The 13,255-nt window shown below is 58.1% G+C and carries 7 protein-coding genes and 2 pseudogenes; 7 read left to right on the top strand and 2 right to left on the bottom strand.

Features of this window, described 5'->3' with window-relative positions; all coding sequences use genetic code 11:
• Positions 1-151: 151 nt before the first annotated feature.
• Positions 152-1,450, top strand: a complete 1,299-nt coding sequence (locus tag CK910_RS15875) for a serine/threonine transporter (RefSeq protein ID WP_043557747.1) — start codon at positions 152-154, stop codon at positions 1,448-1,450.
• A 458-nt stretch (positions 1,451-1,908) separates the two neighbouring features.
• Here the strand turns inward: CK910_RS15875 and sstT are convergent, their stop codons facing one another.
• Positions 1,909-3,159 (bottom strand): serine/threonine transporter SstT, encoded by a 1,251-nt coding sequence (gene sstT, locus CK910_RS15870; protein WP_098983948.1) that lies wholly within the window; start codon positions 3,157-3,159, stop codon positions 1,909-1,911.
• A gap of 337 nt (positions 3,160-3,496) precedes the next feature.
• On the opposite strand from sstT, the gene CK910_RS15865 reads away from it, so the two are divergent.
• The 4 genes from CK910_RS15865 (at position 3,497) to CK910_RS15850 (ending at position 10,741) form a co-directional block, all read left to right on the top strand.
• Positions 3,497-5,422 carry a RecQ family ATP-dependent DNA helicase gene (locus tag CK910_RS15865; RefSeq protein ID WP_098983947.1) on the top strand — a complete coding sequence of 642 codons (1,926 nt, stop codon included), beginning with the start codon at positions 3,497-3,499 and terminating at the stop codon, positions 5,420-5,422.
• A 571-nt stretch (positions 5,423-5,993) separates the two neighbouring features.
• On the top strand, positions 5,994-7,916 hold the full coding sequence (locus CK910_RS15860) for a PrkA family serine protein kinase (protein ID WP_042868375.1): 1,923 nt from the start codon (positions 5,994-5,996) through the stop codon (positions 7,914-7,916).
• Positions 7,917-7,941: 25 nt separating this feature from the next.
• The gene (locus CK910_RS15855; RefSeq protein ID WP_098983946.1) at positions 7,942-9,213 is read left to right on the top strand and encodes a YeaH/YhbH family protein; all 1,272 of its coding nucleotides are present in this window, start codon (positions 7,942-7,944) and stop codon (positions 9,211-9,213) included.
• A 10-nt stretch (positions 9,214-9,223) separates the two neighbouring features.
• Entirely contained in the window at positions 9,224-10,741 is a 1,518-nt protein-coding gene (locus tag CK910_RS15850; RefSeq protein WP_098983945.1) for a SpoVR family protein, read from the top strand.
• A gap of 224 nt (positions 10,742-10,965) precedes the next feature.
• Here the strand turns inward: CK910_RS15850 and CK910_RS24420 are convergent.
• Positions 10,966-11,387: pseudogene (locus CK910_RS24420) on the bottom strand (tyrosine-type recombinase/integrase); the annotation flags it as partial.
• A gap of 21 nt (positions 11,388-11,408) precedes the next feature.
• On the opposite strand from CK910_RS24420, the pseudogene CK910_RS24415 reads away from it, so the two are divergent.
• Both CK910_RS24415 and CK910_RS15835 read left to right on the top strand, forming a co-directional pair.
• A pseudogene (locus CK910_RS24415) lies at positions 11,409-12,116 on the top strand (hypothetical protein); the annotation flags it as partial.
• 132 nt (positions 12,117-12,248) lie between these two features.
• Complete coding sequence (locus CK910_RS15835; protein WP_253852708.1) at positions 12,249-12,824, top strand: hypothetical protein; 576 nt, start codon at positions 12,249-12,251, stop codon at positions 12,822-12,824.
• Positions 12,825-13,255: the final 431 nt, after the last annotated feature.

Genomic DNA, 13,255 nt, shown 5'->3' with positions numbered 1-13,255 from the left:
AAAAAATAATTGATTAATTCTTCCTTCGATCACATTTCCGCAAAAGAGTGCGGGTCTGGCCCTCATTAAGATGAATTTCATCAACATTTTTGATTAAAAAAACCGTATCCTTGCGCCGACTAATTAAAACCACACATTCGGGGTGAGATACATGACTAATACTGTCACCGGCGCACAGGACGTTGCGACCTCACAGGAGCAAGGAACCCGCTCCATCCAATCTCGTGGTTGGACCAAACAAGACACCAGTTGGGTGATCAGCCTGTTCGGCACCGCCGTCGGCGCTGGCATACTGTTCCTGCCCATCAACGCCGGCATGGGTGGCTTCTGGCCACTGGTGGTGATGGCGCTGCTGGTCGGCCCCATGACCTACCTGGCTCACCGCGGCCTGGCCCGGTTCGTCCTCTCCTCCAGCAAGCCCAATGCCGACATCACGGAAGTGGTGGAGGAACACTTCGGGGTGGGTGCCGGTAAATTAATCACCCTGCTCTACTTCTTTGCCATCTATCCCATAGTGCTGATCTACGGTGTCGGCATCACCAACACAGTCGAAAGCTTCATGGTCAATCAGTTGCAGATGACGGCGCCACCGCGCTGGATCCTCTCCATAGTGCTGATCATGGGCATGATGTCGGTGATGCTGGCCGGCGAGAAGCTGATGCTGAAGGTCACCGAGTTCCTGGTCTACCCGCTCATCGCCATCCTGGTGGGCATCTCCTTCTACCTGATCCCGGACTGGACCGGCGCCGCCCTCTCCCAGGTACCCTCTGCCAAGGATTTCGCCACCACCCTGTGGCTGACCATCCCGGTACTGGTGTTCTCCTTCAACCACAGCCCGGCCATCTCCAGCTTCTCCCTGGCCCAGCGCCGTGATCATGGCGAGCATGCGGTCGAAAAATCCGACGCCATTCTCAAGCGCACCGCCACCATACTGCTGGGCTTCGTGATGTTCTTCGTCTTCTCCTGCGTCATGAGCCTGACCCCGGCCCAACTGGCAGAAGCCAAGTCCCAGAACATAGCCGTGCTCTCCTACCTGGCGAACCAGCATGCCAGCCCCATCATCTCCTACTTCGGCCCGCTGGTTGCGTTCGTGGCCATCGTCTCCTCCTTCTTCGGTCACTACCTGGGTGCCCGTGAAGGCCTGAAAGGGATGATAGTGCAGAACCTGCGCAAATCCGGCAAGGAGCCGAACCACAAGAAGGTCGAAATCTTCATCATCGCCTTCTTCATCCTGACCCTGTGGGGCACCGCCGTGGCCAACCCCTCCATCCTCGGCATGATCGAATCTCTGGGCGGCCCCATCATAGCCACCATCCTCTTCATCATGCCGATGTACGCCATCAAGCGCGTGCCGGCCATGGCGAAATATCAGGGCCACATCAGCAACGCCTTCGTCGCCCTGATGGGCACGATCGCCATCTCAGCCATCCTCTACCAGATGGTCGGCTAATCGCCAGAAGCTGACGACAAGGCCGATGCCTGCCGCAATGCCCGCCCATGATGGCGGGCATTTTTTATGGCGTCCCCCAGCCCAAGCCGGTGACATGGCCATGGCAGCCAGTTTGAGCCCCCTATCCCCGGCTGGCGTGTTATTCGCAACCTCAGGGCCCGAACTCGGCAAGGCAGGCGGATGGCATGACCTTCATCACTCCCATGATTTTCCCCAGATAAACCTCGCGCCGCCCGGATGGCTCACGTCCATGAGTCTCTTGCCATGTCGCGGCCGCACGCTTGCAAACCGTTGATGTGGCTGACCACACTGGCCTGACGTTGCGGCCTTGCAGATAGACAAGCCGCCGCCATGGCTGGGCTTGCTTGCACGCGGATCTCCTGTATTCGGCCGTGGCAAACCGGCATAAAAAACGCCCTCCGAAGAGGGCGTTGTCCATGGAGCCATGAAGCTGGCTATCAGGCTTCGGTATTGGGCACCGGCGAGGCATCCAGCAGGGTTTCATCCTCGGCCATGCAGGCCGCGGCGGTAAACAGCACGTCGGTGGAGCTGTTGAGGGCCGTTTCGGCGGAGTCCTGCAACACCCCTATGATGAAGCCCACAGCCACCACCTGCATGGCGATGTCGTTGCCGATGCCAAACAGGCTGCATGCCAGCGGGATCAGCAGCAATGAGCCGCCGGCCACGCCGGAGGCGCCGCAGGCGCTGATGGTGGCAACCACGGAGAGCAGCACGGCAGTGGCCAGATCCACTTCCATCCCCAAGGTGTGTACCGCCGCCATGGAGAGCACGGTAATGGTGATGGCGGCGCCCGCCATGTTGATGGTGGCACCCAGCGGGATCGAGACCGCATAGGTGTCTTCCGGCAGACGCAGTTTTTCACACAGCGTCATGTTGACCGGAATGTTGGCGGCGGAGCTGCGGGTGAAGAAGGCGGTCACGCCGCTCTCTTTCAGGCAGGTCAGCACCAGCGGATAAGGGTTGCGTCGGATCTTCCAGAACACGATGAGCGGATTGACCACGAAGGCGATGAACAGCATGCAGCCGATCAGCACCACCAGCAGCTGGGCATAGCCAAACAGCGCATCGAAGCCGGTCTCGGCCAGGGTGGAGGCGACCAGCCCAAGGATACCGAGCGGCGCACAGCGGATCACCGCCTTGACTATGGTGGAGACACCGTGGGAGAGATCGGTGATCATCGCCTTGGTGCTGTCATTGGCGTGGCGCATGGCGATGCCAAGACCGATGGCCCAGGCCAGGATACCGATGTAGTTCGCATCCATCAGCGCCTTGACCGGGTTGGTCACCACGTTGAACAGCAGGGTCTGCAGCACCTCAGTGATGCCGCCCGGCGGGGTGATCTCGGCGCTGCTTGCCACCAGATGCAGGTTGGAGGGGAACAGGAAGCTGGCCACGACGGCGACCGCAGCAGCCAGGAAAGTGCCCAGCAGGTAGAGCAGCAGGATCGGCTTCATGTTGCTCTTCTGGCCCTGCTTGTGGCCGATGATCGCCGCCATGACCAGTACAAAGACCAGCAGTGGAGCAACCGCCTTCAAGGCACCGACGAACAGGCTGCCAAGCAGACCCGCCGTTTTGGCCCATTCCGGCATGAACATGGCAAGCAGGATACCGAGTACCAGACCGACCAGGATCTGGCTAACCAGACTGGTGCTGTTGACCAGTCGCATGAGGGGGTGTTGTTGTGTCATCAAATAGTCCCTGAGCACCTAAGTGCGTGAATCATTAGTCCTGTTGGCAACCGCTACGCCAGGCGACACCCATGTCACAGGCTGGCGTCATCTGCCCCGGCAAGCCTTCTGTTGAGCCTGTCCGGAAACACACGGGATTGCGGACAAGGAATATCCCATCTGCAATCGCTTTTTTCCACATAATCACTGAAAAATATCCGGTTGACCTCACAAAAAATCTACAACAATGCGATAACACAATATCAACAGCGCCCAATTGGATGCTGTTTCCCCCCGGATAGCCGTCCAGACACTCACTGGTGGTGGTATCATGCCGGTTTTGCACTGGAGTCCTGCCATGATCTCGTCCCTGTTGACCCGCCACTTCGGCTTCGACCAGTTAAGGCCCGGTCAGGAGGCGGTGATCAGCCGGTTGCTGGCAGGCCAGAGCGCCGCCGCCATCTTCCCCACCGGCTCCGGCAAGTCTCTCTGTTACCAGCTGCCCGCCCTTGCCCTGCCCCACCTGACCCTGGTGATCTCCCCGCTGATCGCGTTGATGCACGACCAGCTCGCCTTCTTGCGCAGCAAGGGGATAGCCGCCGCGACCCTGGATTCGAGCCAGACGCCGGAGGAGAGCCGCCGGGTGATGCAGCAGGTCAGTGACGGTCAGCTCAAGATCCTGATGATCTCGGTGGAGCGGCTCAAGAACGAGCGCTTTCGCCGCTTCATCCAGCAGGTGCCGCTGTCGATGCTGGTGGTGGACGAGGCGCACTGCATCTCGGAGTGGGGTCACAACTTTCGACCCGACTACCTCAAACTGCCGGCTTACCGTCGCGAGCTGAAGATCCCCCAGGTGTTGCTGCTGACCGCGACCGCAACGCCGGCGGTCATGGCCGACATGCAGGCCAAGTTCGATATTGAAGATGAGGGGCTGATCGTCACCGGCTTCTATCGCGCCAATCTGGATCTGGCCGTCGTGCCGCTGCCCGCCGAGGCACGCGATAACTGGCTGCAAGCGGAAGTGCGACGGGAGCCCGGCGCCCCCACCATCGTCTATGTCACCTTGCAACACACGGCGCAGCAGTGCGCCGAGCTGCTGCAACGGACGGGGATCAGGGCGCGTGCCTATCATGCCGGGCTCGACTCCGCCCTGCGCAGCCAGATCCAGCATGACTTCATGGCAGGCAAGGTGGATTGCATCGTGGCCACCATCGCCTTTGGCATGGGGATCGACAAGGCCGATATTCGCCGGGTCATTCACTACGATCTGCCCAAATCCATCGAGAACTACAGCCAGGAGATTGGCCGTGCCGGGCGGGATGGGCTCCCTTCCCGCTGCATAGTGCTGGCCAATCGCGCCCAACTCCCCGTGCTGGAGAATTTCGTGTACGGGGATACACCCGATCGCACCGCCATAGTGGCGCTGCTCGAGATCCTGCAGCAAAGCGGCAACGAGTGGGAGTTTGGTCTGCTGCGCCTCTCCAACGACACCAACATCCGTCAGTTGCCGCTCAAGACGCTGCTGGTCTATCTGGAGATGGCGGGCATCATAGCGCCTGCCTACAGCTATTTCGCCGAGTATCGCTTCAAGTTCGTGCTGGACAAGGCCGAGATCCTGGCCCGTTTCAATCCGGATCGCCGCCAGTTTCTGGAGCAGCTGTTCGCCAGTGCTCCCCAAGCGCGCAGCTGGTGCACCATGGACTTCGAAGCACTCTGGCAGGGTTATCAGGGGGAGCGACAGCGAGCGGCGGCGGCACTGGATTATCTGCAGCAGCAAGGCTGGATCGAGCTGGAGAGCAAGCAGATGACGGATGTCTATCGGATCCTGCGCCAGGGGGTAGACATAGATGTTCTGGCCGATGAGCTCTATGCCCTGTTCGAGAAGAAGGAGTGGAGTGAACTGGCCCGGTTGCAGGCCTTGCTGGCTTTCTTTACATCGACTCGCTGCCTGAGCCATGAACTGGCCCGCTACTTTGCCGATGAGCAGGCGCCAAGCCAGTGCGGGCACTGCTCAGTCTGCCGTGGCGAGGTCGCAGTCCTGCCACCACTACCTAGCCTCACCCTGCCCAACGAAAGCGGGTTGCGCGCCTGGTGCGATCCCCTGATCGCCTTGTGCCACAGCCGCCATCCTCGCATTCTGACCCGTTTTCTGTGCGGCATCGCCACGCCACTGACCACCCGGGTCAAGGCAAAAAGCCTGGCCGGCTTTGGCCAGCTGGCCATGCATCCGTTTGCCGACGTGCTGGCTGCCGTGTCACAGATTTACCCTGCCCATAACGACTGATCATCTCTGTGCACGTTCACACTGCGCTGAAAAAAATAAGACCCTCGCTTTTGCGAGGGTCAAGCCAACGGAAACGTGCTTAAACAGAGCTTTGTATCCAGCAGCCAACCACTCTCTTGCTAAAGCGCTGACTGCCTGACACAGGGCCAATCTAGAGCAGTCGCAATGTAGCGTCAATGTAAAAATTAGAGTCAAAGCACCAAACAGACGGCATTACGCTGACGTAAACGTAATGCATTTCCATCTTGCCACTCCCCCTCCCCTTGCCCTGTCTAGGCTGCAGCCAGATGACCCGATAAATTCGATCTTCTTTCCATTTTCTGGCAAACATTTATTTTTTATGTCTTTGACATTTACCTCACTATCGTGGCAAAAATAATTTAACAGTCAGTAACATAGGTGTGTCACTGATTGCGCCTTCCCGCATCAGGATCGGGAAGTACCCTTGCAAATTTAAACCAATAGATGGTGATGGATTACTGGGGGCTGTTGACTAGGCTTAATGAGGTAAACAGAACAAAAGTAGTGATCCACTCTTTTCAGGGTAAGCGACTATAACGAGGGCAAAGTTATGGGCATCTTCGAGCATTATCAACAGCGATACGAGAAAGCCAGGGAAGAGGAGTACAGCATCCAGGAGTTTCTGGATATGTGTAAGCAGGACAAAGCCTGCTATGCCTCCGCTGCCGAGCGCTTGCTGGTCGCCATCGGCGAGCCGGAAATGATCGACACCTCGGTCAATCCCAGACTCAGTCGCCTTTTTTCCAACCGCGTCGTCGCACGCTATCCCGCCTTCAAAGATTTCTACGGCATGGAAGAGGCCATCGAACAGATCGTCTCCTACCTCAAGCACTCGGCTCAAGGGCTGGAAGAGAAGAAGCAGATCCTCTATCTGCTGGGGCCGGTTGGCGGCGGCAAATCCTCTCTGGCTGAAAAACTCAAGTCTCTGATGCAGAAAGTGCCTGTCTATCGCATCAAGGGCTCACCGGTCAACGATCACCCCTTCTGTCTGTTTGACATCGAAGAAGATGGTGAGCTGCTGGAAAAAGAGTACGGAATCCCGCGCCGCTACCTGCGCCCCATCATGTCGCCCTGGGTGGCCAAGCGACTGCACGAGTTCGGTGGCGACATCTCCAAGTTCAAGGTAGAGAAGGTCAATCCCTCAATCCTCGATCAGATTGCCATCGCCAAAACAGAACCGGGCGATGACAACAACCAGGATATCTCCTCTCTGGTCGGCAAGGTCGACATCCGCATGCTGGAGCATTTTGCCCAAGATGATGCCGATGCCTACTCCTACTCGGGGGCGCTGTGCAAGGCGAACCAGGGGATCATGGAGTTCGTGGAGATGTTCAAGGCACCCATCAAGGTGCTGCACCCGCTGCTAACCGCGACCCAGGAGGGGAACTACAACGGTACCGAGGGGCTTTCCGCCCTTCCCTTCGACGGCATTCTGCTGGCTCACTCCAACGAATCCGAATGGCAGCAGTTCCGCAACAACAAGAATAACGAGGCCTTCCTCGACCGCGTCTACATCGTCAAGGTGCCCTACTGCCTGCGTGTCTCGGAAGAGGTGAAGATCTACGAAAAACTGCTTATCAACAGTGAGTTGACCGACGCCAAGTGCGCGCCCGGCACTCTGGAGCTGCTGGGTCAGTTCTCCGTCCTCTCCCGACTGAAAGAGCCGGAAAACTCCAGTCTCTACTCCAAGATGCGGGTCTACGATGGCGAGAGCCTGAAAGACACGGATCCCAAGGCGAAGAGCTATCAGGAGTATCGCGACTATGCCGGTGTGGACGAGGGCATGAATGGCCTGTCCACCCGCTTCGCGTTCAAGATCCTCTCTCGCGTCTTCAACTTTGACCACGCGGAAGTAGCGGCCAACCCGGTGCATCTCTTCTACGTGCTGGAGCAGCAGATTGAACGTGAGCAGTTCCCACAGGAGCTGCATGATCGCTATCTCGAGTTCATCAAGGGCTATCTGACCCCGCGCTATGTGGAGTTCATCGGCAAGGAGATCCAAACCGCTTACCTCGAATCCTATTCGGAGTACGGCCAGAACATCTTCGATCGCTACGTCACCTACGCCGACTTCTGGATCCAGGATCAGGAGTACCGTGACCCGGAAACCGGTCAGCTGTTTGACAGGGCATCGCTCAACAGCGAGCTGGAGAAGATTGAGAAACCCGCCGGGATCAGCAATCCGAAGGATTTTCGCAACGAAATCGTCAACTTCGTACTGCGGGCCCGAGCCAACAATGCAGGCCGTAACCCCAACTGGACCAGTTACGAGAAGCTGCGCACCGTGATCGAGAAGAAGATGTTCTCCAACACGGAAGAGCTGCTGCCGGTTATCTCCTTCAACAGCAAAACCTCGGCCGAGGAGCAGAAGAAGCACGATAACTTTGTCGAACGGATGATGGAGAAAGGCTACACCCGCAAACAGGTGCGACTGCTCTCCGAATGGTATCTCAGGGTACGCAAGTCATCCTGACCCTGCCGTGGTTCAAGGGGGAGTTATGGCGCATTTTATCGACCGCAGGCTCAACGGCAAAAACAAAAGCGCTGTCAATCGGCAGCGCTTCATCCGCCGCTACAAGAAGCAGATAAAACAAGCGGTCTCGGATGCTGTCTCCAAGCGCAGCATTCAGGACGTAGACAAGGGCGAGAGCATCAGCATCCCGACCAAGGATATCGGCGAACCCCATTTCCATCAGGGGCAAGGCGGTAAACGGGAGATGGTGCATCCCGGCAACGATCAATTCGTCTCTGGTGACAAGATTGACCGCCCCAAGGGAGGGGGCGCAGGCCAGGGCTCGGGCGAAGGCCAGGCATCCAATCAGGGGGAAGGTGCTGACGATTTCGTATTCCAGATCTCCAAGGATGAGTATCTGGACCTGCTGTTTGAAGATCTGGAGCTGCCACGCCTGCAGAAAACCCAGCTCAACCAGCTGATGGAAGTGAAAACATACCGGGCGGGCTACACCTCCAACGGGGTGCCCGCCAATATCAACGTGGTGCGTTCGCTGCAAAACTCATTGGCACGGCGCATGGCGCTGCAATCGGGCAAGAAACGCCAGCTTCATGAGCTGGAAGAACGGCTGACCCTGCTGGCAGCCGATCCCAACGAGCATTTCGCCGAAATGGCCCTGCTTGAGAAGGAGATCAGAGAGCTGAAACGGCGGATCGCAGCCGTGCCCTTCATCGACACCTTCGATCTCAAATTCAACAACTTCGTCAAGCGGCCCGTCCCCTCCAGCCAGGCGGTGATGTTCTGCCTGATGGACGTGTCGGGCTCCATGGATCAGGCCACCAAGGAGATGGCCAAGCGCTTCTATATCCTGCTCTATCTGTTCCTGAGCCGGACCTACAAGAACGTGGAAGTGGTCTACATTCGCCACCACACCCAGGCCAAGGAAGTGGACGAGCACGAGTTTTTCTACTCCCAGGAAACGGGCGGCACCATAGTCTCCAGCGCGCTCAAAATGATGAACGACATCATCAACGAGCGTTACCCAGCTCATCAATGGAACATCTACGCAGCACAAGCCTCGGATGGTGACAACTGGGCCGATGATTCACCGCAATGCAGGGAGATCCTGACGCGGGACATCATGCCGCGGGTGCGGTACTACTCCTACATAGAGATCACCACCCGCGCCCACCAGACCCTGTGGCACGAGTATGAGTCGGTGGCCAGCCAGTTCCCCCACTTCGCGATGGAACACATTCGCAAGGTTGAGGATATTTATCCGGTATTCCGGGAGCTGTTCAAGAAGCAAGCGGCGTGAGGGAGGTCATATGGTAGAAACCGCAAGAAAAGTACCGCCACTAGACGATGGCCCGGACTGGAACTTCGATCTGTTGGAGACTTATCATCAGGAGATCGCCCGGGTCGCCAGGTTCTATCGACTGGATACCTACCCCAACCAGATCGAAGTGATCACCGCCGAGCAGATGATGGATGCCTACTCCAGCGTCGGCATGCCCATCGGCTACCAGCACTGGTCATTTGGCAAACGCTTCATCCACACCGAGCGCAACTACAAGCGCGGCCAGATGGGACTGGCCTATGAGATCGTCATCAACTCGGATCCCTGCATCGCCTATCTGATGGAGGAGAACACAATGCCGATGCAGGCGCTGGTGATGGCGCACGCCTGCTATGGCCACAACTCCTTCTTCAAGAACAACTATCTGTTCAAGACCTGGACCGACGCCTCCTCCATCATCGACTACCTGCTGTTCGCCAAGAACTACATCACCGAATGCGAAGAGAAACACGGCATAGATGCGGTGGAGAAGCTGCTCGACTCCTGCCATGCGCTGATGAACTTCGGTGTAGACCGTTACAAGCGGCCGCAGAAGATCTCGCTGGCGGAGGAGAAGCGTCGCCAGAAGGCGCGGGAAGATTACCTGCAGACCCAGGTCAACGAACTGTGGCGCACCTTGCCCAAGCAGCACAAGGCCTTGGGAATTGAAGACAGACGCTACCCGGTCGAGCCGCAGGAGAACATCCTCTACTTTATCGAGAAGAATGCCCCTCTGCTTGAACCCTGGCAGCGCGAGATAGTGCGCATAGTGCGCAAGATCAGCCAGTACTTCTACCCGCAAAAGCAGACTCAGGTGATGAACGAAGGCTGGGCCACCTTCTGGCACTACACCATCCTCAACCACCTGTATGACGAGGGCAAGATCAGCGATCGCTTCATGATAGAGGTGCTGCACAGCCACACCAACGTGGTGTACCAGCCCCCTTACAACAGCCGCTACTACTCGGGGATCAACCCCTACGCACTCGGTTTCGCCATGTTCACCGATCTGCGCCGCATCTGCGAGAACCCGACCGAGGAGGACAGATACTGGTTCCCCGATTACGCCGGCACCAACTGGGTGGATACCCTGCATTTCGCCATGCAGAACTTCAAGGACGAGAGCTTCATCAGTCAGTTCCTGAGTCCCAAGGTGATGCGGGAGATGAAGCTGTTCGCCATCGACGATGACGATCTGAAGAACTACCTCAAGGTCTCCGCCATCCACAACGAGGAGGGTTATCGACTGGTACGCAATACCCTGTCGGCCCAGTACAACTTGAGCAATCTGGAGCCCAACATTCAGGTCTACAACGTGGCGGTGAAGGGCGATCGTTCGCTGACCCTGCGCTATGTGCCGCACAACCGGATCCCGCTGGGGGATTCCCGCCACGAGGTGCTCAGGCATCTGCATCAGCTATGGGGATTCGATGTGGTGCTGGAGCAGGATAACGGCGACCTGCCTGCCGACATCATAGGCCGCTGTCCGGAAAAGAAACCGGCCTGAGGCTACTTTCAGCCATAAAAAAACGCGCCTTCTGGCGCGTTTTTTTATGTCGGCATGGTTCGTACACACCATTCCCAACCCCTGGATAATCAAGGGCTGCAGCGCAAAGCCTTGTTATAACTGGCTTTCAACAACAGCCCTTGATCCGGGGCTGATAGCTCTCACGAGCTTTCATTCACCCTCTCGCATGGTCAGGTGTGGTCATTGATGTGGACACTCCGCCGTTAACCCCCGCCCCCCTTCAATGGATTAAATCGGACTGCATCCTGTAGAAAGTCAGGGGCAAAGTGGGCATAAGTCATTGTCTGCTGGATAGTGGCGTGCCCTAAAATCCGCTGAAGCACCAGGATGTTGCCACCGTTTGCCATAAAGTGAGTGGCGAACGTGTGCCGTAGCACATGCACGGCTTGCCCTTTGGGCATGTCCGGCTTCACTGCCTTGAGCGTACCCGCACCTGCAAATAGTTTGCCGATGGGAACAGCAGCCCGTGCCGATTCACGACCCATTCTTGCTCCACCTCCGCGCTGATCGGCACACTATGACTCTTGCCGTTCTTGGTGGCCACAAAGGTGACAAGACGATTCACGACATGCTCGGCCCGCAGCTCGACTACCTCACGCCAGCGAGCCCCGGTGCTTAGGCACAATATCGCCCCCCCGCGATCATCCCCTTCCAGCCGCGCCAACAGCCGGACAAGGCGGCGCCACTTTACCGGGCGGTACCGCTGCCGGTGCTGTTCGGCGGGCAAGAGCAAGGCCAGCTGCAGTTCCCCCTTGAGGGGACGCTGGTTGAACTGGGGTTCGCCTTCGGGCGGGCCGACCGGCCCTTTATCCGCACAGTGCTCGGTAGTGGCTGGTCCCTGCCGGACATAGCCCCAGGCGAGCAGCTGCAGCAGCAACGGGGCGAGGTGTTCAGCCGCACCGACCGGCGCCTGTATGACCGCGCCCTGCAGATGCACCACCAGAGTGACGACTACCTGGGGGAGCATGGCCAGCATCGAGGAGGTAAGCGGGCTCAAGCTCATTGAGGCGCAGGGGCCATCGAGCTGCTGGCCGGGGATGATCTCACCCTGGGGAGTTTGGGCAATATGAACCAGACCACGGTCGGGGATCTGGTCGAGGTGGTGGGGCAGTTGCGCCGGGCAGTCGCCGGCGAGCTGCAACACCTAGAGGCGCCCCGTTCGTGGATGGGGACCAACAGCGTGAACATCTTCCGGCTACTGCTGCAGCTGATGAACGTGGTGGAGCAGCTGGCCGCTGCCACTGCCAGCCATACCCATGGCAGCGGGCCAGCCCCCGGTAACAGCGAGGCCATGACCGGACATGGCCAACAGGCCAAGCAGTTGGCCAGTCAGCTCTCCCCCATCATCGAATAGAGGTGTGCAGATGATCTCACTCACTATCAATCAGGGCACCATGCTCAGCCTGCTGGAGCGCCTGGACGCAGCCTCTCTGCCGCCACCAAGCGCCGGCGCATCACCCAGCAGATAGGCCGGGAGGTGGTCAAGGTGAACCGCCAGCGCATACGGGCAGGTAAAGCCCCCGATGGTCCAAAGTGGGCACCGACAAAGAGCAGGCGCAAGCACAAGCGGCTCACCGGCCTCTCCAAGCGCCTGCGCGCTCTCGGTACCGAGGACGCGGCCATCATCGATTTTGACTCCCGCTTTGCGGGGATGATCGCCAACCAGAACCACCAGGGCATGTCACAGCCGTTCACCGCCACGCCACCCAAATCCGCCAAGCCGAGGACATCAGAGAAGGGCAAGAAGAAGGAGCCATTTAAGCCAACGGATAGCCCATGTACCCGCAGCCAGGCGACACGCCTGCGTGCGCTGGGGTACAAAGTCTTGTCCGAACGCGGCAAGCGCCGCAGCTACCGCAAGCCCTCGATCAAGTGGATACAGGCGCATCTCAGCGTACGACGAGCCGCCATCATCATCCGGACAAACACCGGAGAGACTAGGAAACACCGCTGGACAGTAGAGACCCCAGCTCGCCCTATGCTCCCCCAGGCAAGCAGCGACGAACTGCTGGCCATCACCGCCAAGGCATTCAAGAAGATGGGATGGGAAACCGGCCAGTAACCCGCCGACCATCACACCGCATACAACGGCGACGCACATGCGTCGCTTTTTTGTGGCCAGCCCCCTGCCCTGCAGCCCAGGCGCGACGGAGGAAACGCCCCGCTCACGGAATCCGCACTCCTCCCCCCCCACCTTCGCGCTAAAAATGTGGCATTTTTTGCACAAATAAAATGGTGCAAATCTATCGCCTAACCGGCGCCGTGGCTGGGTTCTTCAGGGGAATTCAGAATTTCACAAAAATGCATTTTGTGATCGTTTTTCGAGAAAACGATCACCCAAGATCTAGGCAAAGAAAAAGGTAAGTCATTGAGGATAAAAGGATAGCGGTTACTTTCCGTGATGATCTCGGGTGGGGTGGTGGATCTGGTTTGACCACAAGGGAGAAACTGGAAAGCCTTATGGCAAAAAGCTTGGCGGGCAGCAAGGAAAAG

The organism is Aeromonas sp. CA23 (assembly GCF_002587065.1).
Lineage (GTDB): Bacteria > Pseudomonadota > Gammaproteobacteria > Enterobacterales > Aeromonadaceae > Aeromonas > Aeromonas bestiarum.
The sequence above is the reverse complement of the archived record's forward strand: the minus strand, read 5'-3'. Positions and strand labels throughout refer to the sequence as shown.

Excerpts from the sequence above, each read along its gene's own strand:
- CK910_RS15875 (WP_043557747.1), top strand. The coding sequence starts at position 152 with ATGACTAATACTGTCACCGGCGCACAGGACGTTGCGACCTCACAGGAG.
- sstT (WP_098983948.1), bottom strand. The coding sequence starts at position 3,159 with ATGACACAACAACACCCCCTCATGCGACTGGTCAACAGCACCAGTCTG.
- CK910_RS15865 (WP_098983947.1), top strand. The coding sequence starts at position 3,497 with ATGATCTCGTCCCTGTTGACCCGCCACTTCGGCTTCGACCAGTTAAGG.
- CK910_RS15860 (WP_042868375.1), top strand. The coding sequence starts at position 5,994 with ATGGGCATCTTCGAGCATTATCAACAGCGATACGAGAAAGCCAGGGAA.
- CK910_RS15855 (WP_098983946.1), top strand. The coding sequence starts at position 7,942 with ATGGCGCATTTTATCGACCGCAGGCTCAACGGCAAAAACAAAAGCGCT.
- CK910_RS15850 (WP_098983945.1), top strand. The coding sequence starts at position 9,224 with ATGGTAGAAACCGCAAGAAAAGTACCGCCACTAGACGATGGCCCGGAC.